20 protein-coding genes and 4 pseudogenes are annotated in these 22,949 nt (G+C 62.0%); 13 read left to right on the top strand and 11 right to left on the bottom strand.

Annotated features, from left to right (window positions below):
* Positions 1–537: 537 nt before the first annotated feature.
* Together LJ725_RS29080 and LJ725_RS28220 are read right to left on the bottom strand one after the other, a co-directional pair.
* Positions 538–672 carry a hypothetical protein gene (locus tag LJ725_RS29080; RefSeq protein ID WP_268990910.1) on the bottom strand — a complete coding sequence of 45 codons (135 nt, stop codon included), beginning with the start codon at positions 670–672 and terminating at the stop codon, positions 538–540.
* A 21-nt stretch (positions 673–693) separates the two neighbouring features.
* The gene (locus LJ725_RS28220; RefSeq protein WP_068190477.1) at positions 694–1,284 is read right to left on the bottom strand and encodes an Abi-alpha family protein; all 591 of its coding nucleotides are present in this window, start codon (positions 1,282–1,284) and stop codon (positions 694–696) included.
* A 246-nt stretch (positions 1,285–1,530) separates the two neighbouring features.
* Here LJ725_RS28220 and LJ725_RS28215 point away from each other — a divergent pair, with 246 nt between their 5' ends.
* Complete coding sequence (locus LJ725_RS28215; RefSeq protein WP_156716880.1) at positions 1,531–1,674, top strand: hypothetical protein; 144 nt, start codon at positions 1,531–1,533, stop codon at positions 1,672–1,674.
* Between the two features lie 59 nt (positions 1,675–1,733).
* Here LJ725_RS28215 and LJ725_RS28210 read toward each other — a convergent pair whose 3' ends face one another.
* From LJ725_RS28210 to tcmP, 3 genes are read right to left on the bottom strand one after another with little or no spacing between them, the layout of a single operon-like run.
* Complete coding sequence (locus LJ725_RS28210) at positions 1,734–2,213, bottom strand: GNAT family N-acetyltransferase (RefSeq protein ID WP_156716881.1); 480 nt, start codon at positions 2,211–2,213, stop codon at positions 1,734–1,736.
* Between the two features lie 20 nt (positions 2,214–2,233).
* Positions 2,234–2,980, bottom strand: coding sequence for a DUF5131 family protein (locus LJ725_RS28205; RefSeq protein ID WP_068190481.1), 747 nt, complete (start codon positions 2,978–2,980; stop codon positions 2,234–2,236).
* A 1-nt stretch (position 2,981) separates the two neighbouring features.
* Positions 2,982–3,713: a three-Cys-motif partner protein TcmP gene (gene tcmP / locus LJ725_RS28200; RefSeq protein ID WP_230554253.1), complete on the bottom strand. Its 732-nt coding sequence runs from the start codon at positions 3,711–3,713 to the stop codon at positions 2,982–2,984.
* Positions 3,714–3,806: 93 nt separating this feature from the next.
* On the opposite strand from tcmP, the pseudogene LJ725_RS28195 reads away from it, so the two are divergent.
* The 10 genes and pseudogenes from LJ725_RS28195 to LJ725_RS28150 form a co-directional block, all read left to right on the top strand.
* A pseudogene (locus LJ725_RS28195) lies at positions 3,807–4,607 on the top strand (IS481 family transposase); the annotation flags it as partial.
* A gap of 989 nt (positions 4,608–5,596) precedes the next feature.
* On the top strand, positions 5,597–6,175 hold the full coding sequence (locus LJ725_RS28190) for a TRAP transporter small permease subunit (RefSeq protein WP_068190483.1): 579 nt from the start codon (positions 5,597–5,599) through the stop codon (positions 6,173–6,175).
* Positions 6,172–7,479 (top strand): TRAP transporter large permease, encoded by a 1,308-nt coding sequence (locus LJ725_RS28185; protein WP_230554251.1) that lies wholly within the window; start codon positions 6,172–6,174, stop codon positions 7,477–7,479. Before LJ725_RS28190 ends, LJ725_RS28185 begins: the two co-directional genes overlap by 4 nt.
* 17 nt (positions 7,480–7,496) lie before the next feature.
* The gene (gene dctP, locus LJ725_RS28180) at positions 7,497–8,549 is read left to right on the top strand and encodes a TRAP transporter substrate-binding protein DctP (protein WP_082752021.1); all 1,053 of its coding nucleotides are present in this window, start codon (positions 7,497–7,499) and stop codon (positions 8,547–8,549) included.
* Between the two features lie 15 nt (positions 8,550–8,564).
* A complete protein-coding gene (locus LJ725_RS28175; RefSeq protein ID WP_230554250.1) occupies positions 8,565–8,723 on the top strand; it encodes a hypothetical protein in 159 nt (52 codons plus the stop codon).
* An 88-nt stretch (positions 8,724–8,811) separates the two neighbouring features.
* Positions 8,812–9,294, top strand: a pseudogene (locus LJ725_RS28170) (IS630 family transposase); the annotation flags it as partial.
* Between the two features lie 332 nt (positions 9,295–9,626).
* A complete protein-coding gene (locus LJ725_RS28165; RefSeq protein ID WP_156716855.1) occupies positions 9,627–9,785 on the top strand; it encodes a hypothetical protein in 159 nt (52 codons plus the stop codon).
* A gap of 200 nt (positions 9,786–9,985) precedes the next feature.
* Positions 9,986–10,240, top strand: a complete 255-nt coding sequence (locus LJ725_RS28160) for a hypothetical protein (RefSeq protein WP_329958404.1) — start codon at positions 9,986–9,988, stop codon at positions 10,238–10,240.
* Between the two features lie 7 nt (positions 10,241–10,247).
* A complete protein-coding gene (locus tag LJ725_RS28155; RefSeq protein ID WP_068190227.1) occupies positions 10,248–11,408 on the top strand; it encodes an efflux RND transporter periplasmic adaptor subunit in 1,161 nt (386 codons plus the stop codon).
* Positions 11,408–14,521, top strand: a complete 3,114-nt coding sequence (locus LJ725_RS28150; protein ID WP_230554252.1) for an efflux RND transporter permease subunit — start codon at positions 11,408–11,410, stop codon at positions 14,519–14,521. Before LJ725_RS28155 ends, LJ725_RS28150 begins: the two co-directional genes overlap by 1 nt.
* Positions 14,522–14,703: 182 nt before the next feature.
* Here LJ725_RS28150 and LJ725_RS29360 read toward each other — a convergent pair.
* Together LJ725_RS29360 and LJ725_RS28145 are read right to left on the bottom strand one after the other, a co-directional pair.
* Positions 14,704–14,856 (bottom strand): annotated as a pseudogene (locus tag LJ725_RS29360) (plasmid partitioning protein RepB C-terminal domain-containing protein); the annotation flags it as partial.
* Positions 14,857–14,996: 140 nt separating this feature from the next.
* The gene (locus LJ725_RS28145; RefSeq protein WP_230554249.1) at positions 14,997–16,634 is read right to left on the bottom strand and encodes a flavin-containing monooxygenase; all 1,638 of its coding nucleotides are present in this window, start codon (positions 16,632–16,634) and stop codon (positions 14,997–14,999) included.
* 323 nt (positions 16,635–16,957) lie between these two features.
* On the opposite strand from LJ725_RS28145, the gene LJ725_RS28140 reads away from it, so the two are divergent.
* The gene (locus LJ725_RS28140) at positions 16,958–17,224 is read left to right on the top strand and encodes an AMP-binding protein (RefSeq protein WP_156716856.1); all 267 of its coding nucleotides are present in this window, start codon (positions 16,958–16,960) and stop codon (positions 17,222–17,224) included.
* Between the two features lie 215 nt (positions 17,225–17,439).
* Positions 17,440–18,606, top strand: coding sequence for an acyl-CoA dehydrogenase family protein (locus tag LJ725_RS28135; RefSeq protein ID WP_068190232.1), 1,167 nt, complete (start codon positions 17,440–17,442; stop codon positions 18,604–18,606).
* A 95-nt stretch (positions 18,607–18,701) separates the two neighbouring features.
* Here LJ725_RS28135 and LJ725_RS28130 read toward each other — a convergent pair whose 3' ends face one another.
* The 4 genes and pseudogenes from LJ725_RS28130 to LJ725_RS28115 all read right to left on the bottom strand — a co-directional run bounded on the left by LJ725_RS28130 (position 18,702) and on the right by LJ725_RS28115 (position 22,880).
* A complete protein-coding gene (locus LJ725_RS28130; RefSeq protein ID WP_068190234.1) occupies positions 18,702–20,039 on the bottom strand; it encodes an LLM class flavin-dependent oxidoreductase in 1,338 nt (445 codons plus the stop codon).
* Between the two features lie 273 nt (positions 20,040–20,312).
* Positions 20,313–20,516, bottom strand: a pseudogene (locus tag LJ725_RS28125) (NAD(P)-binding protein); the annotation flags it as partial.
* 245 nt (positions 20,517–20,761) lie between these two features.
* Positions 20,762–21,535 (bottom strand): SDR family NAD(P)-dependent oxidoreductase, encoded by a 774-nt coding sequence (locus LJ725_RS28120; protein ID WP_230554247.1) that lies wholly within the window; start codon positions 21,533–21,535, stop codon positions 20,762–20,764.
* Between the two features lie 109 nt (positions 21,536–21,644).
* Positions 21,645–22,880, bottom strand: coding sequence for an acyl-CoA dehydrogenase family protein (locus LJ725_RS28115; protein ID WP_230554246.1), 1,236 nt, complete (start codon positions 22,878–22,880; stop codon positions 21,645–21,647).
* Between the last annotated feature and the right edge of the window lie 69 nt (positions 22,881–22,949).

Raw genomic sequence — 22,949 nt, 5'->3', positions numbered from 1 at the left:
GGAAAACTCAAGCAGTTCAGGCACATCTGCACACGCTTCGACCGCATCGCCTTGAACTACCTTGCCATGGCAAAGCTCGCTGCCGTTAGGCTTTGGCTCAGGCATTATGAGTCCGCAGCCTAGCCCTCGCAACGTCTAAACCACCCCTCAAAGCCCTGTGAGTGTCGAAAGCCCCATGGAAGTACTCCCGGGGGATACCCTCGGCGCTCTGCTGATCACTTGTAAAGTGAACGGACCATATCTTTGGTCAGCATCAGGCCTTCGCTCGTTTGCCATCCGTCAGCGCCAACGTACGGACCTTTGTGAATGCCGATCACATAGCTACACCTCCTACGCCCCGACACCCAGCCCCAACCATCAGTTGATTCGGGCGGGCATGTCGGCGGCCAACGTGACAGCATCGTGCTGGCATCGTCCGATCACCAACAGGACCTATAGCGGCGCGACGTTCTGACCGATCCCGCGCGCGAGGGGCGACGCCAAGGTCCGGGCATGCTGCTCGCCCCGCCCTTCACCATCTTCGACCAGATCGCGGCCTTAGGGCTCGAGGTCGAGATCTACTGCCACCAGTGCCATCACCGGGCCAAGGCCGACCCGGCCGGCGCGCTGCTGCGCGGCAAGCGATTCGTCGACGTGCGGTTCCGCTGCCAGCAGCTGATAAGTCCGGGACATAATGATCAGGTAGGGAAATCTCTAGTCAGGATCTGCCTCGCCGACGAGATACAGAAGCTCGTCGCCCAAAGGAGTGCAAGTCCCTTGACCGATTTCGAGAGACACGTACGAGCCTTCGAAATACCCCGTGCTGAGTGTCCTGAAACTGATCAGGCCCAAGGATTCCAAGATGCCCAGATCGGTTGCGCGCTGAGGCACGGCTTCCCACGCATTCACGCGCTTGAATTTCGTGTGTGCTCTCGACGGTTCGATCGGTGAGACCGCGTCGATCGCGAGCAGGGCCGGACCGGCAGCCTCGACAATCGCCGTGACGATGTGCGGAGAGGGCACCTCGATCGCATTGAGCGCAAGCGGTGACTCGACCAATTCGCCAGCGCGGTCGTGGAGATCGACCGTGGTGCTCTCCTCAAACTCGAAGAGCTCAATGAGCAAGAGCGCTTGACGCCGATTCATTTCAGCGAGAAGGGAAATGAAGCGCGGAGAAACGGCGTCTGTGGTGGCTGACGAAGCGAGAAGGTTGCCCCACATGCTGATCATGCGCTCGTCTGTCGGCTCTTCCTGGGAACCGCGCTCGAGCAGGGGCACGATGGTCTTGAGGGGAATGGCGTGCACGGGCTTGCTCTCGAGTGCAATCCGGTGCGCGGCCTTCTAAGCGATCTGGAGCGCCACGTCTTCGCGATGGAGCCGGATCATGTCGGCCCGCAAGCCGCGAGCCTCGGACCATGGACGTACAAGGTCTGTGAGTGCATCGACCATGCGGCCCGCTGATTCTTTGGGAACCTCAGCCTTTATCTCCAGAGTCGCCTTCGCACCAATTTCGATCTTCACTGGTCCGTCAGACATGAGCGCCCCCAATAGGTGAGTACTATACCGGAGATGAAGGGCGGGCCGAATCCGAGCTTCCAGGAGATTGAGGACGCCAAGTACCTGAAGCGGCTCTATGAGGATCTGCACAGCCGGCGGCTGGCCGCCGCCGCGAGGCGCTACGCCACTTCCGGCTGAGCGTCAAGACGGCGGAAGCAGCGGGTTATCGGCTGTGCAGCTCTTCCCGGCGAACTCAGTTAGGCTTTGGTGCCGATGCGCTTGACGTAGTGGTAAGCCGGCTGCCCCGAGAACTTGTCGGTTACCTGCTCCGGATTCGACGACAGTACCTTTTCCGCTATTCGCTTCGAAGGTTCGTTGTCGATACCTACGACTGCCTCGACGTAGAACGCCGACACGCCATTGCGACCAAGGCCAGCCTCGAGTTCAGCGAGCGCCGCAAGCATGGTGCACTGCGCTAGTCCCTGCCCGCGAAATTTCTCGGGAACCGCGCAGCCCATTTGAAAACAAGGCAAGCCGTCGAGGTGATCGACGGGCACCAACATCACGAGTGACGTTACGGTTTTCCCTTTCAGCCGAACGTAAGTAAATCGCGGCGAACCTGCTGGATGATCCAGATGCACGTGAATGTTCGGATCGAGGGCGCCCTTTTGAAGTGTGACGATGTCGGCGTCTAAAGCGGCTTGAAAAGAGGTGAGACCTTCCGCGGGATCAGTCATGCTTGGCATGCGCTCCCCCCCTAAGCCGCAATCGTCGGAAACTCGCTCCAGACTTTGCCGTCTAGCGTTCTGCCCCGCTGCTTCTTGTTACGTCCGCCCCACTGTTTGAAGAAAAATGCAGTGCCCGAGCGCCGGCAGGCCGTGCGGATCTCGCGTACCCATGTTGGGTCCATTGGCCGCGCGCCAGGCCCCGACTCGCCGCCGACGATCGCCCAGTCGATCGACGAGAGATCGACGCCGGCGACGGATCCGAGCAGAGGCTCGAGCGATACGAATCGGACGGCCGCCCGGGCCCCTCGAAGACCATCAAGGCGATCCAGGTAAGCGGCGCTTTCGACGCTCGCCCCAAGCCAGACGTGGGGAAGCACGGGAAGGTCCCGCGTGAGCTCAGCCATGCGCTCCGGACGCTTCGTCAGGATCTGGTAGGTATGACGCGGCGTTGCCGCCATCGCCTCCCACACGGCGGCGACAAACGACGCCGGCACGGCTTCCTGGAACAGATCGGACATCGAGTTGACGAAGATCATGCGGGGCTTTCGCCAGCTCTTCGGAATCTCGAGGGCTTGCCGATCAAGGCGCACCGCGCCCGTCCACTTCGCGCGGCCACCGCTCTTGCGCGTCAGACCGGCATACTTCGCCATGCCCATCGCCTCGAGGCGCGCGGCCATCCGCATGGCGTAGCAGTTGGTGCAGCCCGGAGACAGGATGGTGCACCCGGCGACGGGATTCCACGTCGCTTCGGTCCACTCGATCGAGCTGGTTGCCATGTTACGCCTTTCCCTGATGGTAGGGCTTCAAGACACCGTTGGCGATTTTCAGCGCGAGAGGCTGCTGAGTCACGAACAGCAGGTGATACACGATAGCACCTTCGTTGTTGCGCATTACCAGCGGTGAAGAAACATGCTGGAATCTCGCGACATTTTTGAGGCGAGTGGCGAAAGCAGCGAGCAGGGCGTCGATCGACTGCTTCTCTTCGACGTCGCCGAATAGCGTCGCCTGGGGCGCATAGGCAACTTGGCGCCAGGAATCATCTCCCCACATGTCCGTCAATCGAGCTGCGCCCGGCGGCGGGATCTTGCTCGGATCCTTTCGAAGGACATTCCGCTGTATGTCGAGCGTTGGGAAATTGATGAACCCCTCGATGGTTCCCATTCGGCCGGCCAGCTCTAGAACCTTCCAAGACAGGAGAATCTTGTACGGATCCAGGAAGCACAACGCCCGCTTCGACTCGCTGCGCCGGATAGATTCAAGGATCGGTGGCAGGATCTCATTTGCATCGCCGCAGTAGGCGACAGCCTGAACTCGGTCGACGCAGGCCAGGCGCATGGCCGCGGCCTTGTCGACGTCGAAGTCGACCAGATGGTACCCGTCGAAAGCCGGCTCGATCTCGAGGATCCGCCGCGCCGTTGTGACGACCTGGTCTTGACTCCCTTTCCGCAGCGCGACGCCGCCGCCCGTGAAGCCATCAATGTAAAAGCGCTTGAAGGGCTGGTTCTTCAGGGCGAGCGCGTAGGCCCTCGCATACTTCGTGACGATCTCAATCTTCCGCTCTGACCATCGCCCGATCTGGTCGGGCTTGAAGCCCAGCGCGAAGGCATGCCCGGCCTCCAGGACCGCAGCTCACGACCGAGGCGGCTCCACCGACCAACCCCGCAACCCGTCATCGAGTTTATCGAAGCCCTGCGCCGCCAGCGCCTGACCGGCAAGGCGATCGCTGTCGAGGTTGGCGTCTCGCCGGCAACGGTCAGCCGCGTGCTGCGACGCCTGGGCCTCAACAAGCTGAGCGCCCTGGCCCCTGCCGAGCCGGTGCGCCGCTACGAGCGGGAACACCCCGGCGAGATGATCCACATCGACATCAAGAAGCTCGGCAGGTTCGACCGTGTCGGCCATCGCATCACAGGTGACCGCACCGGCCAGAGCAACAGCCGCGGCATCGGCTGGGAGTTCCTGCACGTCTGTATCGACGACGCCTCGCGCGTAGCCTTCAGCAAGCTCATGCAGACCGAGCGCCAAGGCTGTGCCGTGGACTTCCTCGAGGCCGCGGTCGGCTACTACAAAAGCCTCGGCGTCACCGTCGAGCGCGTCATGACCGACAACGGCTCCTGCTACAGATCCCGTGCCTTCCGAGACGCCTGCAAGCTACTTGGCCTCAAGCATATTCGGACCAGGCCCTACACGCCCAAGACCAATGGCAAGGCCGAGCGCTTCATCCAAACATCCTTGCGGGAATGGGCTTATGCCCGAGCCTACGACACTTCAGGCCAGCGTGCCCAAGAGCTGCCCTTCTGGATCCATCGCTATAACTGGCATCGACCTCACGGCGGCATCAAGGGTAAAACCCCCATCAGCAGACTGGCCCTCGCCGAGGACAACCTGTTGAGGCTCCACACCTAGAGCGAAACCCCAAGACAGGTCTCATCGACCACGCGCCGCGCTGTAGCAAGGACTGTGCGGACGCCGTTGCCGGAGTAGTTCACGGTCTGACCTACGAGCGAGCCATCTGGGCACACCATGGTGTGCCGACGCGCGGCGCCATCGAGAATGTCATCATCAAGGAAGAACGGTCGTTGGTTCTTTAGCGGTGAGTCGGCGCGATGTTCATGTTGACTGTGATAGCTCTGCAAGGGACGTGTCCGTCCATGACCATTCGAGGGCTCACCCGCCGGCTGTGCCTGCTCAAAACTCCAAAAGCCAAGAAAGCATAGGGTTTTTGGCGACGCAGTCATACCGTCATCGGCATGCTCACGCTTTTGTCCGCCCTCGGTTCACCTGCGCCGAGTGCTGTCAACATACTTTGAGTACCACCACCGAAGCCGCACGCATCTCTCGCTCGGCAAGGATTGTCCGGAGCCGCGGCCCATACATCCGCCCTCTGCAGGTACCGTTGTCGCCTTCCCACAGGTCGGTGGCCTGCACCACCGCTACGAGCGTCGCGCGGCCTGAACTGTTTGCGGCAACTGAACCTGCACCGCCGTCGCGGCGCCGGGTGTCGTCACGGTCCGCAATTGCCTTGCGCGGATACTATGGTGCCCGAACCATTGCAGGGGGCTCAGATCGCAGAAGCGGTGAACGCTCTGTTCGAATTGTCGAGAATCGTCTACCGAAGTCTTCGTCGGAAACCCGGTTCCTTGGCCGAATGGGATTTTGAGCAAGGACACCAGCATGCTCTTGCGATGCATTTGCGAAACCGGGCTGTCCGCCAGGGTTGATCGGCATCGGCGGCTTGGCCTAACCTGTGGACGAGAGCGGGATCGATGAGGGTCCGTTAGAGATCCCACGCCGCTCCGGGAAGGAAACGGAAGATGGGATCGCGCACCCGCGGCGCCGGTCGGGGCATGCGCTGAATGCCCACCGATGGACGTGTCCAATCGCCTCCAGGGTTTTTGCGTCGGGCTGACGCGATCCAGTCGCACCTCGAAGACGGCCTCAACCTGATCGCGGCGCTGGCGATCTTCTTCCTGATGTTCGTGGGTGTGGTGCAGATCGTCGGCCGCACCTTCTTCGACTTCGCCATCTACGGCTACATCGACTGGATCGAGCAGGCCTCGGTGCTGTTTGCCTTCCTGGGGATCGCCTACGCCCAGCGCCTGGGCAGCCACATCGGGATGGACCTGACGATGGGTTGGCGACCGTCGATCCGCTGGAAGGTCGAGTTGTTCGGTGTCGTCGTGGCCATCGGCATCATCAGCGTGCTGGTCTACGCCAGCTTCACCAATTTCCTGCGGGCCTATTCGATCGGCGATTCGACCATGGACATCCGCCTGCCAACCTGGCCCGCCAAACTGATGGTGCCGCTGGCGCTTTCGCTCCTGTGGCTACGGCTGTCGCTGCAGATCTGGGGCTATCTGCGCATGATCGCCCATCCTGACGCCGAGCCCATCGCCGTGCCCAAGCTCGTGACCATCGAGACCCAGGTGCAGGACGAGATCGCCGAGGTCCTCGGCAAGCCGGACACGCGATGATCGAGCTCAGCCCCCTCACCATCGGCTGCATCGGCGTGGTCGTCCTGCTGGCCCTGTGCTTCGCCGGCGTCCGCTTCGCCTTCGCCGGCGCGCTCACCGGCACGGCGGGCCTTGTGTGGCTGATCGGCTGGGATGCCGGCATCCGCACCGCCGGCATCGCGCCCTACACGTCGGGCGCCAACTACACGCTGTCGGTCCTGCCGATGTTCATCCTCATCGGCTATCTCGCCTACTACGCCGGCATCACCCAGAGCGCCTTTGAGGCCGCGCGACGATGGTTCGGCTGGTTGCCGGGCGGCCTCGCCACCGGCACCGTGTTCGCGGTCGCGGGCTTCTCGGCGGTCTCCGGCGCGAGCAGTGCGGCCGCCGCCGTATTCGCCAAGGTGGCGATCCCCGAGATGCTGCGGGCGAAGTACGACAAACGCCTGGCCGCCGGCGTCTGCGCTGCCGGCGCCACGCTTGATTCGCTGATCCCGCCGAGCACGCTGCTGGTGGTCTACGGCATCATCACCGAGCAGTCGATCGGCAAGCTGCTGATCGCCGGTTTCGTGCCCGGCATCGTGTCGGCGCTGGTCTATGCCCTCATCATCACCTGGCGCTGCTGGCGGCAGCCCGAACTCGGGCCCCGCATCACCGGCTATAGCTGGCCGCAGCGTTTCCAGTCGCTGCCCAGCACCTCGCCGATCTTCCTGGTCATCCTGATCATCTTCCTCAGCATGTACTTCGGCTGGGCGACACCCACCGAGGCCGGTGCGCTCGGCGCGTTTTCGGTGCTGGTCTTCGCGCTCAAGAACGGCATCAAGCGCGGAGAACTCCGCCAGTGCCTGCTCGATTCGGCGAAGCTCACCGTGATGATCTTCACGGTGATCTGGGGCGTGCTGATCTTCGTGCGCTTTCTCGGCTTCTCGGGCATGCCGGAAGAGGTCGCGCGTTGGGTCACCGGCCTCGACATGCCACCGATCGCGATCCTGCTTACAATCTACGTCCTGTATTTCATCCTCGGCACGGTGCTCGAGGGCATCGGCATGTTCCTGCTGACGCTGCCCGTGGTGTTCCCGGTGATCATGTCGCTGGGCTATGATCCGATCTGGTTCGGCATCGTTCTCGTCAAGCTTTCCGGCATCGCCTCGCTGTCGCCGCCGGTCGGGCTGGTGGTGTTCGTGGTCAACGGCGTGCGGCCCGACATTCCCGTGCGCGACATCTTCAAGGGCGTCTGGCCGTTCATCTTCGCCGACATCATCACCCTCGCCGTGCTTACCGCGTTCCCCGAGATCGTCACCTTCATCGTCGAAACCGCAGACTGAACTGGGAGGAAACCATCATGAATCGTGTAACGAAACGTGCGTTGCTGCTGTCGATTGGTCTTGGACTCGGCAGTCTCGGCTTCGGCCTGTCGGCCGCCGCCCCGGCCAATGCCGCCGACAAGGTCACCTGGACCTGGTCACTCTATGGACCGCCACGAGCGGCAACCGTGACCTTCGAGTACCTCGCGAAGGTCGCCAAGGAGAAGAGCGGCGGCAATTTCACCATCAACCTCAGGTACAACGAGCAGCTCGGCGAGGCGAAGGACTTCCTCGACGGGATAAAGGTCGACTCCTTCCAGGGTGCCTTCGTCGCCTATTCCTACGCGCCGGCGAAGACGCCGCTGCAGGGTGTTCTCGACATGCCGTTCCTGCCGATCCCCGACCTGGTGACACAGGCGAAGGTGTTGGATGCCTACCAGGCCTGGAAGCCGGTGTCCGACGAGCTGTCGAAATGGAATGCCATGCACTTCATGACCCTGCTGCTGCCGCAGTACGAGTTCATGGGCACGGGCAAGCCGCCACGCAACCTCGAGGACTGGAAGGGCATGCGGGTGCGCGCGCTGGGCGGCCTGGGCGAAGCCATGAAGCTCCTGGGCGCCGTGCCGACCTCGGTCTCCGCGCCGGAAGTCTACACCGCGCTGGAGCGTGGTACCTTCCAGGCGGCATCGTTCCCCTTCACCTACAGCTTCACGGCCTACAAGCTGCATGAGGTGTCGAAGTGGTACACGCTCGGGATGAATCTCGGCATCATCCATAACTCGGTGGTGCTGAGCCAGACGGCGTGGAAGGCGCTGCCCGACGAGTACAAGAAGATCCTGGAAGACGCGCGGCCCGAGGCCTACCGCCTCCAGCGGGAAGCGTACGAGGAGGCGGACAAGAAGTCCTTGCCGTTGTTCGAGAAGCGCAAGCTCGAGGTCATCAAGGTGTCGCCCGAGATGCGCGACAAGCTGATTGCCACCGCCGGACGGCCGGTATGGGATCAGTGGGCGGCCGAAACGGAAAAGAAGGGCTTGCCCGGCAAGGAAGCACTGGAGAAGGTGATTGCCCTCACGAAGCAGCCCACGAACTGAGATTGGAGACCCGCCATGATGCCGCGACGACAGATCCTGACAAGACGGCATGCCCTGGCGGGCCTCCTGCTGCTCGCGTCCCCGCTGCTCACCTCCACGGCGGCGTGGGCATCCGACTGGCCGGAACGCACGATCCGCATGATCGTGCCGTTCGCGGCGCGGCCAGGCGCCTGACCTCCCCGGCGGAGATACCCTCTCTGAGCCTGTCCGCCAGACGGCACAGATCGTTGTATGTCCGGATGTGGGCATCAAAGGCATCAAGACGGCGATCGTGTGGGTTCAGCGCTTCCGCGCGACCGGCAGCGTTGCCGCCTTACGGATGGGCGGCCGGCGGCCCAAGAAGATCGTCGGCGCCCATCGCGAGTGGCTGGTGCGGCGCTGCCAGGGCGGCGACTTCACCCTACGCGGGCTGGTCGCCGAGCTGGCCGGCCGCGGCCTCAAGGTCCGACTACCGGGTGGTCTGGGCCTTGGTGCATGCCGAGAAGCTGACGCACAAAAAAAGACGCTGGTTGCCAGCGAGCGCGATCGCCCGGACGTAGCCCGCCGGCGCCGGCAATGGCGGGGCTATCAGAACCGCATCGACCCTTCTCGCCTGGTGTTCATCGACGAGACCTGGACCAAGACAAATATGGCACCCCTGCGGGGATGGGCTCCGCGCGGCCAGCGCCTCGAGGCCAAGGTGCCGCACGGCCGCTGGAAGACCATGACCTTCCTCGCCGCCTTGCGCCACGACCGGCTCGATGCCTGTCCCTGCCGATAACTACATCCGACAATACTGATGATGAAGTCCGCCGAGAATCGACCGCATGACGACCTGACCGCACCGCTGCACGGACTAACCGGAGAACGTTGGATCTGGGTTGCACCTCTAGGTCCCAATAAACTCAAGCCGCCAGGCGCGCTTGGAAGCCACCATCTCTAGTTCGCAAAGCGCCGCTCGCTGGCCGCGAACGTACATAATTCCTGCGCCAGTTCTGGATCGCGAATGGACTCGGTAAAGAATGGCCAAAACGCCTGCTGCTCCTCGTCAGAACGAAGCCAAATTGTGGATTTGCTCAGCTGCTTGAAGGTATCTTCATGCGGACCCTCCGGGCCCACACCTATCACGTCGCCAAGGTCGTGCGCCACGCCCGCTATGCCGTCTTCCAGATGGCCGAGGTCGCGGTGCCGAGAGAACTGTTCGAGAAAATACTGCGGCTGATCGACGGGCTGCGAAGACGACCAGCTCCGGCGTAGGACTGAACGGGGCGGATCCGTCGTCACCACGGGAGGAGTGCGTCTGAATGACGAGGGAAAGGGCCAAATCGATGGATCAAAGCTCGTTTTGGACGGTGGACGCGGCGGGGGCGCCGGGAAAACCGCACAGGCCGCTCATGGCTTCCCCGGAACCAGGAAGATTGCTAGCTTTCGCCCCATTCTTGGGGTTCATCTGGAGAATGTCGGCTGGCACGGGCTACAAGGGCCAGGACCACCTGGTGGGCGACTTGTTCGGCAAGGAGATCGCCCAAAAAATCGGCCCGGTCTGGGGCTTCGACGCGCGCTCGCAGGAACTCAACAATATGTGGGTGCCGACCGCCCAGCCCGGTCTCTGGTTCACCGGCGGCTCCTTCGCGCAGTGCCGGATGTACTCGAAGTACCTTGCGTTGCAGATCAAGGCGCAGGACGTTGGTCTAGGTGCTATGGGAGGATAGGGGGTCGATGATCGCGCGAACCTGGGTTGGGCGCATTGTTGCAGCCTGTGTGGTCGCCGCTGTCATCGGCGCTGGCGTATTCTGGTGGACCCGGCCGGCATCTAAGCCGGCGACGGCCGCCGCCCCGCCGCCACCCGAGGTGGGCATCGTCCAGCTCACCGCCGCCGACGTTCCCCTGCCGCTGCAATTCGCTGGCCGGGTCGCCGGCTTCCGAGCCGTCGAGATCCGCTCGCAGGTGAGCGGCATCCTGCTGAAGCGCGGGTATAACGAAGGCGCCGTTGTCAACGTGGGCGACGTGCTGTTCCGCATCGATCCCCGGTCATACGAGGCCACTCTCTCGCGGGCGCAGGCCCAGGCCGCACAGGCCAGGGCCGCGCTCACGCAGACCGAAGAGAATTATAAGCGTGTTGAAGGCCTCGTAGCGCAGAAGGTGTCGGCGCAGAAATCGCTCGAGGATGCGATCGCCGCGCGCGACCAGGCACGCGCCGCGATACAGTCGACCCAGGCGGATGTCCAGACCGCCACGCTCAACGTCGAATACACGGTGATCAAGGCGCCGGTCACGGGTCCAACCAGCATCACCTCGCCGCCCGAGGGAACACTCGTGCAGGCCCAGCAAACGCTGCTGACCACGATCACCCAGCTCGATCCGGCCTATGTGAACTTCACCTTCACCGACAGCGAGATGCGCGCCCTCGACGAAATCAGCAAGTCGCGCGAGAAGCAGCTCGACTCCGATGACGTGAAGGTCGAGCTGCAGTTCGGCGATGGCGCCGTCTATCCCCAGCTCGGCAAGGTCGACACGCGCTCGCGCACCGTCGATCCCCGTACCGGTACGATCCTGATCCGCGCGGTGTTCCCGAACCATGAGGGCGGCCTACTGCCGGGGCAATTCGTCAGGGTGAACGTGACCGGCATCACCATGCCCGACGCCATCGTGGTGCCGAAGGCCGCGATTTCGCAGGGCCCGCTCGGCGCCTTCGTCTATGTCGTCGAAGCCGACAACGTCGCGCGCGCGCGGCAGGTCCGGCTGGCCCGCGAGCTGGTTAATGGCTGGATCGTGCGCAAGGGCCTGAGCACGGGCGACCGCATCGTCGTTGACGGCGTCATGCGCGTCAGGCCGGGAAATGCCGTCCGGCCGGTGCCCATGGCGCCGCCGCCGAAATGATTTCCAAGTTCTTCATCGACCGGCCGGTGTTCGCGTCGGTCCTGTCGATCGTGATCATCCTGGCGGGCCTGGTGGCGATGCGGGTCCTGCCGATCTCGCAGTACCCCCAGATCGTGCCGCCCGAAGTCGTGATTTCGGCGACCTATCCCGGCGCCACGGCCGAGACCATTGCCGCCACCGTTGCGGCGCCCCTCGAGCAGCAGATCAACGGCGTCGAGCGCATGATCTACATGCAGTCGACCTCGACCGGCTCCGGCACGATGAACCTCACGGTGACCTTCGAGATCGGCACCAATCCCGACCAGAACGCCATCAACGTCAACAACCGCGTGCAGCGCGCCTTGCCGTTGCTGCCGGGAGAAGTCAGCCGCCAGGGCCTGGTCGTGCAGAAGCGCTCGACGTCGATCCTGCAGGTCCTGACCATGTCCTCGCCGGAGGGCCGCTACGACACGATCTACATCAGCAACTACGCGTTGGTGAACGTGCTGGATGAAATCCGGCGCCTGCCGGGCGTCGGCGATGCGTCGCTGTTCGGCGCCTCGGACTACTCGATGCGCATCTGGCTCCGGCCCGATAAGGTCGCCCAGTACAATCTCACCCCCGCCGACATTGCCGCCGTCGTGCGCGAACAGAACGCCCAGTTCGCCGCCGGCCGTTTCGGCGAGGAGCCGATGAACAGGCCTCAGGTCTTCACCTATTCGGTGACGACTCCACCCAGGCTGGTCGACCGCACGCAGTTCGAAGAAATCATCATCCGGTCGGAGGAGAATGGTGGCGCACTCAGGCTGAAGGACGTCGCCCGCGTCGAGCTGGGTGCGCTTCTCTATGGCTTTTCCGGCACTTTCAACGGCTCGCCGGCCGTCCCCATTGCCGTCTACCTGCAGCCCGGCGCCAACGCGCTGCAGGTCGCAGCCTCGGTCAAGGAGACGATGGAGCGCATCTCGAAGCGCTTCCCGGTGGGCCTGCGCTACGACATTCCCTTCGACACCACGCGCTTTGTCGAGGTCTCCATCCAGGAAGTCGCCATCACCTTCGTCGAGGCGATCCTGCTCGTGGTTCTGGTGGTCTTCCTGTTCCTGCAGAACGTCCGGGCGATGCTCATCCCGGTCCTGGCCATCCCGGTGTCGATCATCGGGACTTTCGCGGGCATGTACCTGCTGGGCTTCTCGATCAACCTGCTGACGCTGTTCGGCCTGGTGCTGGCGATCGGCATCGTGGTCGACGACGCCATCGTGGTGCTGGAGAACGTCGAGCGCATCATGTCGACGCAAGGCAAGTCGCCGCGCGAGGCGGCACTGCAGGCCATGCAGGAGGTCACGGGACCGGTGGTCGCGATCGTGCTGGTCCTCTGCGCGGTGTTCATCCCGGTGTCATTCCTGGGCGGCCTGGCAGGCGAACTCTATCGCCAGTTCGCCGTCACCATCGCGGTTTCGGTGGTGATCTCGGGAATCGTGGCGCTGACACTGACGCCGGCGCTCGCGGCGCTGATCCTGAAGCCGGTGCACGGCGAACCCAGGGCCTTCTTCCGCTATTTCAATCGCGGTTTCGGCTGGTTGACGGAGCGCTACACCGGCGGCGTGAGCTTCCTGCTGAAGCGTACGGCGGTCGGCGTCGCGGGCTTCGTCATCGTGCTGGGGCTTGTCTTCGTCCTGTTCCAGCGCATCCCCGGGAGTCTCGTGCCGGCCGAGGACCAGGGCTATGTCTTCGTCGTGACGGTGCTGCCGCCGGCCGCTGCGATCGCGCGCACGCGCGAGGTGACGGCCAAGGCCACCGAGGCGCTGCGCAAGAACCCGGCGGTCGCCAACGTCGTCACTTTCTCGGGCTTCGATCTCCTGTCGCGGGCGCTGAAATCCAATTCCGGCATCTCGTTCGTGACGCTGAAGGACTGGTCGCAGCGCAAGGACCCGGCCCAGGATGCGCGCAACGTGGCGCCGGCGATCGGCGCCATCAACGCCAACTTCCGCGACGGCGTGGTGATCGGCTTCAATCCGCCGCCGATCCAGGGCATCAGCGTCACCGGCGGTTTCGAGATGTTCCTGCAGGATCGGTCCGGCGGGCCGCTGAGCGGGCTGTCGGAAGCGGTGAACAAGGTCGTGGCCGCGGCCAACCAGCGGCCCGAGCTGCGGGGCGTGTCCACCACCTTCACGACCGCGGTGCCGCAGTATCGCACCGATGTCGATCGCGAGAAGGCGAGGGCGCTGGGCATCCCGATCAACACCATCTTCGAGACGATGCAGAGTTCGTTCGGCAGCCTCTACGTCAATGACTTCTCGCTGTTCGGCCGCACCTACCGAGTCAGCCTCTCGTCCGAGGCGGAATTCCGAGAGAAGCCTGACGACCTGCGCCATGTCTTCGTGCGCGCCGAGGGCGGTGCCATGGTTCCGCTCAACGAGCTGGTGACCTTCACCCGCATCCTCGGTCCCGACACGGTCGATCGGTTCAACATCTTCCCGGCCGCCAAAGTCATCGGCAGCCCGGCGTCGGGCTATTCGTCGGGGCAGGCTATCACGGCTATGCAGCAGGTCGTGGCCACGACACTCTCCAACGACTACAGCATCGGCTGGACCGGAGCGGCTTACCAGGAGTTGGCGACGGCGGGCACGGGGTCGCTGGGCTTCGTCTTCGGCCTCGTCATGGTGTTTCTCATCCTGGCGGCGCAGTACGAGCGCTGGTCGCTGCCGCTCGCCGTGCTCACCGCGGTGCCGTTCGCCGTCCTGGGCGCCCTGGTCGCCATCTGGTTGCGTGGCCTCGAGAACGACGTCTATTTCCAGATCGGGCTGGTGACGCTGATCGGTCTTGCCGCGAAGAACGCCATCCTGATTGTCGAATTCGCCTCGCAGCGCCATCGACAGGGGCTGCCGGTCTACGAGGCCGCCATGGAGGCAGCGAGGCTGCGCTTCCGGCCCATCATCATGACCTCGCTGGCCTTCATCCTGGGCGTGATGCCGCTGGCCATCAGCAGCGGTGCCGGCTCCGCCAGCCGCCACTCGATCGGTACGGGCGTCATCGGCGGCATGATTGCAGCGACCGCCGTCGCCATCCTGTTCGTGCCGCTGTTCTTTCGGCTGCTGACGCGGGACAAGGCCAAGAATTCCGGCAGCGACAGCCCCTGAGGGCTGCTCAGATCTTGTCGATCACGGCGGCCCTGAAGCGGCGCATCTCGGCTTAAGCAGGTGTTGCAAGGCAACGGACGGGCCGCATGTGCAGCTTGGGGAGCTGCTGCTGCCCGCCCCCCACGCGCTATGTAATTGCGGCCAGTGCGGCCCGGAACCGGGCGAAGGCATTTAATGACTTTCGATTTCGGCTTCTCGACCAGCTGGTCCTCTGGCGTACCAGCCAAAAGCGAGCGCCCGTAGCTCGCCGTGTATTTGTTTAACGGAATCATGAGGTCCGCCGCTTCAATTTGTCGGAACGGAATCATTTTTCTAAGAACCCAAAACACGGCCATGGGGACATGCCTGTTAAGGCCCCACGACGCGGCGGCAACGTGCGGTGGTTAACGACTAAGCCTGAGGCGCTCTGCTTCCCGTTGGTGCCGCCGATTGACACGCGAGGACGTAGGCATGCCCCACTCGGTCGGAGCTCGGTTCAATAGATAAGCTTCCGGTAGCCCTCCGCAGCGACGGCGTCACAGTACTGGCGATATGCAGGGTGTCCACCGCTGTAGCGCATGATCCGAGGCTTCTGTTTGCCTTCTACGTTCCGGTTGACGCCTGTCATCCAGGAGCCGACTTCATTCATCAGCTGACCTTGGCCGAGCGCTAGGACGTGACTAGTCCATTCGTTGACGGCGGACGGCGTGGCCTCGATGCGCTTCAGTCCTCGCTCGGTCGCAAACCGGATCACGCCGGTGACCCACTCGACACTGTATTCCGCGGTGCGCGTGTAATTGCTGAGGCCGGCGTGCGGACCCATCGCCATTAGGAAATTCGGAAACCCTGACACGAAGACGCCGAGATAAGTCTGCGGCCCGTCCTTCCACGCCTCCTTGAGCCGCACGTTATCGACGCCGCTGATATCGATCCGGTCGAAGGCACCGGTAATGGCATCAAAGCCAGTCGCGTAGATGATGATGTCGAACTCGCGCTCGCGCTCCGACGTCCGGATGCCGCGCGGGGTGATGCGTTCTATCGGCGTCTCGTTGACGTCGACCAGCTCGACGTTCGGCTGGTTGTAGACATCGTAATAGCCGCTTTCGAGGGGGATCCGGCGCATCCCGAAGCCGTGGTTTTTAGGGATCAGCTTCTCGGCGACGACAGGATCGTTCACCCGTTCGCGGATCTTGCGAGCGGCAAACTCGGACGCGAGCGCGTTAGCCTCGCGGTCGATGAGCATGTCGCTGAAATTCCCCTGCCATTGGCCGAAACCCGGCGTACGGTATAGTTTTTCCCAGAAGGCTTCGCGGTCCTCGGGTGTGACCTCTAGCGTCTTGCGCGGATCCGGGCCGTGGACGTAGCAACTCGGCGTCTCGCGGCAGCGCGCCAGAATCTCGGGGTACCGGGCGCGGATGTCGCGCATCTCCTCCGGGGTGATCTTGCTGTTGTTCAGCGGAAAGCACCAGTTCGGGGTGCGCTGAAACACGGTCAGGTGACCGACCGTCTTGGCGATCGTCTGGATCGTCTGCACCGCGGTTGCACCGGTGCCGATGATGCCGACCCGCTTGCCGGCGAACTCAATGCCGTCCTTCGGCCAGCGTTGGGTGTGGCACGACTGGCCCGTGAAGCTGTCGATGCCGGGAATTGTCGGCATCACGGCCGCCGAGAGAACGCCGATCGCGGTGACGAGAAAGCGCGTCGAATGGCGCGCGCCACTCTCCAGCACAAGCTCCCAGCTGCTTGTCTCCTCGCGCCAGTGCGCGGCGACGACGCGGCTGTTGAATTGGATGTCGCGCCGCAGCTCGAATTTGTCGGCGACATAGTTGAGGTAGCGCTCGGTGTGGGGTTGGGCCGAAAAGTGCTCTTCCCACTCCCATTCCTCGAGAAGCTCCTTCGAAAACGAGTAGCCGTACGTCCAGCTTTCTGAGTCGAAGCGCGCGCCCGGATAGCGATTCCAATACCAGGTGCCGCCGACCGCGCTGCCCGTTTCGAAGGCCCGAACCCGCAAGCCGAGTTCGCGCAACCTGTAAAGTTGATAGAGACCGGCGACGCCAGCGCCGATGACGACCGCGTCGAACTCTAGGCGGTTGCCCGTTTGTGTCTCCTGCCGGACCGCTTGCACTGTATCCACGCTGTCCTCCTTTTTCTGTCACGATCCGTGAGGTCGCCAGGAGCAATGCTGCCTCATCACAAATCTAGGCTTCTATTGTTGTCATTGCTTATTTTCTATCATATATTAGAATAGAATGTGAATAGAACTATAGTCTAGCCTGATATTTCGAGAAAATACCAAAGGCTGCGGAGTGAGGATTCTGGATCTCTTGCCCGCGCGAGCTGATTCCAATCGTTGAACCATGAAGAGGCGTGTGACGCACGAACTGGCACTGGCCACACAATGACGATGAATCTGATCTTGCCAGATCGGCGCAAGCAAAGGATGCGCGCCGCCGGTTTTTGGAGCGACCAGATTTTGCTCGACGTTTTCCTGAAAACTGCCGAGATGATCCGGCGCGGTTGGCGGTCACCGCCTATGAGACCACTATCGGCCGACGTACGATTTTGACCTATGAACAGTTGCAACAAAGCGCCCATCGCATCGCCGCCAATCTCTTGCGATTGGGGATCAAACCTGGAGAGGTTCTATCGCTTCAGTTGCCGAACTGGTGGCAATTCGTGATACGCGAGGGCACGTCACTGACCTTGGCTACTGACCTTGGCTGATCTGTCACGTTTCATGGCGGCGAATGCGGTAGCAAAGAACTATTGGCCTGAACGCCTCGAAGTTCTCGAAGCCGCCAAGTGGCAAGGTGCAGAAATTCAATCTTCGCGAAATCGTCAGTGAGGGAATGTAATGGTCGCTCAGTGGTCGCCCTAGCGAAGAAGCTTAGAACGCTCGAGGCAATCACTCAATAGTCAACAATTCTAGGGAACCATCGATGGACTATGCTTTTACCAATGCGCATGAGCAAATCCGCGAGAATGTAAGTCGGCTCTGCGCCCAGTTCGACGACGGTTACTGGCTGAAGAAGGACAAATACGGCGGCTTTCCGGAGGAATTTTACAAGGCAATGGCCGATGCCGGCTGGCTGGGAATTGCTATGCCGGAGGAATTCGGTGGCGCAGGTCTCGGCATCACCGAGGCGGCCTTGGTGATGCAGACTGTCGCTGAGTCTGGTGCTGCCTTGCAGGGAGCGTCGGCGATCCATCTCAATGTCTTCGGACCCAATCCGATCGTGGTGTTCGGAACCGAAGAACAAAAACGTCGCATGTTGCCTCCCATTATCCAAGGCAAGGTCAAGGGCTGTTTTGCCGTCACCGAGCCCAATGCTGGACTCAATACGACATCGCTGACGACCCGCGCCGACCGCAATGGCAACGGTTATATCGTGCATGGCCATAAAGTCTGGACCTCGACCGCGCAAGTGGCAGACAAGATGCTGCTGATTGCCCGGACCACACCGCAGGACCAATGCAGGCGGGCGACGGATGGTCTCTCGTTATTCTACACCGACTTCGACCGCAAATTCATTGAGGTGCGCGAAATCGAGAAAATGGGCCGCAAGGCCGTCGATTCGAATCAGGTTTTTCTCGACGGACTTAAAGTGCCGCTTGAGGATCGCATTGGCGAGGAAGGCAAGGGGTTTCAGTATCTTCTGCATGGTCTCAATCCAGAGCGAGTGTTGATTGGTGCCGAAGCCATCGGCATCGGGAAGCTGGCACTCAAGCGAGCGGCTCAATATGCCAAGGAACGAGTCGTCTTCGGCCGTCCCATCGGTCAGAATCAGGCAATTCAACACCCGCTGGCGCAAAACTGGATGGAGCTTGAGGCCGCCAACTTGATGGCGTTCAAGGCCGCTTGGCTTTACGACAACGGCAAGGATTGTGGCGCTGAAGCCAATGCCGCGAAGTATCTTGGGGCACAGGCTGGTTACAATGCATGTCTTCAGGCGGTGATGACCCATGGCGGCTACGGCTACGCCAAGGAATTTCATGTCGAGCGCTATCTGCGGGAAGTGATGATTTGCCGTATTGCCCCGGTCAGCGAGCAATTGATCCTCTGCTTCATTGCCGAAAAGGTACTAGGACTGCCGAAATCTTACTGAAAAGCCGATTCTGGCAAGCGCTGGCTGGAGAAGATCTGCCCGCTGGTCCGCAACATGATCCTGGCCGCCGAACAGGCAGACCCGCTCGCTGCACTTCAGCCGACGGCCGATTTCTCCGGCACCGAAAGCCCCAGCGTGTCGCGTAGCGTCTTGCCGGGATATTCCTTGCGGAACAAGCCGCGACGCTGCAGCTCCGGCACCACCAGGCGAACAAAATCCTCGTAAGCGCCCGGCATGTGGGTCGCGGCAATGACGAATCCGTCGCACGCCCCGCCGTTGAACCACTCTTCCATCTGATCGGCGATTGCCTGCGGCGTGCCGATAAAAGTCGGAACCTCGCGGATCGTGCCGCGACCGCTGTACTGCACGAAGTCGCGCGTCGTCGGGTTGGCCTTGCCGCTGATCTGGATCACCCGGTCGCGCATGGCCTGCAGGCCGCCGATGGATTTCAGCTCGGCGTCGGTGAATGGCTCGTCCATCGGCTTGCTTGCAAAATCGAAGTTGAGCACCTCTGACAGCAGCGCCAGAGAATCCATCGGATGCGCCAGATTGTCGATCAGCGCCGCCTTTTCCTCGGCCATGGTCTTGGTCTCGCCGGGGATGACGTAAACCGCCGGCGTCAGCTTGACCTTGCCGGGATCGCGACCGCCGGCCGCGACCTGCTGCTTGAAATCGGCGTACATTTTCTTGCCCAGCGCCAGGTTAGCGAAGATCACGAAGATCAGCTCGCCCCAGCGCGAGGCGAACGTCTTGCCGCGACCGCTCTGCCCGGCCTGGATGATGACCGGATGGCCCTGCGGCGAGCGCGGCACGGTGAACGGACCGCGCGAACGGAAGAATTTGCCCTTGTGGTCGAGGCGATGGACCTTCTTGGGATCGGCGAAGATGCCTTTCTCGCGATCAAGCAAGATCGCGTCCTTGTCCCAGGTATTCCAATGGCCCAGCACGACTTCCATGAACTCGTCGGCGCGGTCGTAGCGCAGATCGTGTTCGAGATGCTCGGTCTGGCTGAAATTCACCGCCTCCGAATCGTTTAGCGAGGTCACCACGTTCCAGGCGGCGCGACCGCCGATCATCAGGTCGAGCGTGGCAAAGACGCGAGCGACATGGAACGGCTCGAAATAGGTCGTCGAGTACGTGCCGCCGATGCCCAGATGCTGTGTCGCCAAACCCATCGCCGTCATGATGGAAACCAGGTCCATCTTCACGACTCGAATGCCATGCCGCACCGATTCCTCGTAGTCGTCGCCGTAGCGGTCGGGCATGGCCAGCCGGTCGTCGAAGAACGCCAGGTCGAACTTGCCCTCTTCGAGCGTGCGGGCGATGCGCTGGTAGTACTGCGGGGACATGAAATCGGGCATGGTCTGCGGATGCCGCCACGACGCCGGATAGTTTGAGCAGTTTTGCGCCTGCAGGAAGGCCACGAGCGTCATTTGTCTTTTCTTCTGCTCACCCATGACCTGACTTCCCTATTTTCTTTGCACGGCCCGAGCGTGATTCAGCTGCATTTCACCAGCCGATCAATACCCTGTGGCAATAAGGAACAAGAGGGAATGGCGTTTCGACGCGCAGGTCTCTTCGCAATTCCCCGGTTCTCACATCCTGACTATCTATCGCTCAGGTTTACTACTTTGGCAGCTTCGCCTTTAGAGCCTCGTAATTGGCGGAGACGTTAGGATACTTCTTGCGAAAATCAGCGCTCACCTCTGTGCCGCGGGGTATCGATTCCAGTACCACGTGCCACCTACGCCATCGCCGGTTTCGAAGACACGAGCCGTGAGCCCGAGCTGCCTGAGCCGGTACAGTTGGTACATTCCGGAAATGCCCGCACCGATAATGATGGCGTCATATCGCCTTATCGGTTCATGAGCGGCTGCGGGCTTGACTTGCTCGGCCACAACATTGGTCATCACCAAGTTTCCTCCTACTTACTTATGGGCTTCCATCAGGGTTCTCCGGATAAACCAGGGTTGCCAGCGTCAGCGCAACCATGCACCCTCCTCGCAACAATGCGATGGAACGAACGGATTTCGTTTAGCCAGGGGGAAAAGCGCGTGTAGGTGCCATGGGCGCGCGACGGCGGGTTCAGCAACAGAACTCCCCGGTTCGGGTTGGCAGGTGCCAATCGCGAATTGCGTCGCGAGCTCAAGCCAGTTCATGCCGTTGATCCACCATCGACCGGCAGAGCCGCGCCGGTCACGAAAGAAGCCTCGTCGGACAACAAGAACAGCGCTGCATTGGCAATCTCCTCAGGCCTGCCTGGTCGACCCAAAGGCGTCATGCCGGCGTGCTTGCGAATCAGTTCATCTGGATCTAGACCGTGCGTGCTCTGTTGGTCCGGCCTGGCGACGAACACACGTAGCATCGGTGTATCTACGGGGCCGGGACACAAGGCATTGACGCGGATCCCATCACGGGCAAGGCGCTTGGCGAGTGAGCGCGTCAGACCAACGACTCCGAACTTCATGGCAGAATAAACGGGACTGAACGGCGAACCATGCAAGCCGGACGTCGAGGCCGTGAAAAGAAACGCGCCGCCGCCACGCGCGCGCAATTCTGGAATCGCTGCTTCAGTGGTGATCAGCACAGAGCGCAAGTTGAGGCGAACCGCGAGGTCGAAATCCGCCAAGTCCAGACCCTCAACCGAAGCGGGGCCGGGATGGCCGAGATGATTCCAGACAAAGTCGAGGCCGCCAAAGGCGCTAGCGGCATCCTTGACGATTTGGCGCGCTGCATCGTCGTCGCCGAGGTCAACGATGATCCCTTTCGCAGTACCGCCAAAGGCCACGATCTCGTTGACTGTGGCGGCGACGCCCACTTCGTCCCGATCGATGACGGCCACAGCAGCACCCTCGCGCGCGAAGCGAACTGCTCCTGCCCTCCCCATTCCTGAGGCGGCAGCGGTGACGATGCCGACCTTGCCCTTCATTCGCATAATTACTTTCCTCTCTTGCAAACATTGGTTCAACAACGGCTAGGCGCAGCACACGCCTGTATGATGAGCGAAGCCTGCGAATCCGACGAGGCAGCTGCGACACCTACAATTCCGTATCCCCGGCAAGGAGGCGCTGCGCTATGGTGCGACGCAAAATTTCATTTGTGCCGTCAGCCACGTTGACCGAACGGACGTCCTGCCAGGCGTGAACAAGCCCGAGCTCATTAGTGAAACCCATGGCGCCATGAGTCTGGATTGCGCGATCCAGCGCCCGGGCACCGATTTCTACTGCGTAGGCCTTAGCCATCGACAGTTCCTTGACCGCCCGCTCGCCCCGGTCGATCAATGCCGCCGCGTTCAGCGCCATCAGATGCGCCGCATGCAGCTCCATCGCCGTCTCGGCCAACGGAAACGTCACGCCCTGGTATTCCGCAATCGGCTTGCCAAAGGCCTCGCGTTGTTGTGCGTAGCGCAACGCCATCTCCATCGCCCAGCGCCCAAGTCCCACGGCACGCGCTGAATTGTAGATGCGGCCAATTGAGACGCCCAGCAATCCGATCCGGAAGCCGTCGTGCAGTTCACCGACCAGCTGCCACGGCTCGAGCTGCACATCCTCCAACACGATCGAACCCTCGTTGCCGCCCACCGAGCCATGCATACGGATGACACTCTCCAGCGTGAAGCCAGGTGACGTCGTCGGCACCAGAAACGCGCTAATACCGCCCGCCCTGCGTGATGCGCGTTCAGGATCGGTGACGGCAAAGACGATGCAATAGTCTGCCTGCGGCGCGTTGGTAGTCCAAATCTTGCGGCCGTTGAGTCGCCAGCCAGACCCGCTTTGGACCGCCTTCGTCTGGATAGTGGTTGCATCCGAACCGGCACCGGGCTCAGACATGCCGAAACACATCGACGTCCTACCCTCCATCATGCCCGTTAGAATTTCGGCGCGTGCACGGTCCGTTACCATCAGCAAGACCGGGCTGGGACCGAACGCCCAGTGACTGACCGTATAGGCTCCCAGCCAGTTATGACTGCCACAGAGACGATAGATACGCTCCCAGACGACGAAGTAGGCAAGCATGCCCATTCCAGCCCCGCCCAGTTCCGCAGGGACTGACATCGAGTAGTAACCAGTCTCCGCTGCCGCCATACGCACGCCTCGGATATGGTCGACCACAGCAGGGACATAGCGGCCATCCTCGCCGTACGTGCGGCGCGGATCGGACAGCAGCGCATGATCGCGCTGGTGGCGCGGGAACACTTCCCTGCGCAGGAAGGCTTCGACGCCGTCCGCCACTGCGATGACGTCGTCGGGGATCGGAAAGGCGACAGCGGTCAAGACGATCCTTTCAAAATTCACCCCTCGCTTCGCGGCACCGGGACTTCCGTTCATAAGAGGTAGAAGTCA

The sequence above is a fragment of the Reyranella aquatilis genome (assembly GCF_020880995.1).
In the GTDB taxonomy this organism is placed as follows: Bacteria; Pseudomonadota; Alphaproteobacteria; order Reyranellales; family Reyranellaceae; genus Reyranella; species Reyranella aquatilis.
This window is presented reverse-complemented; position numbering and strand designations above follow the sequence as displayed.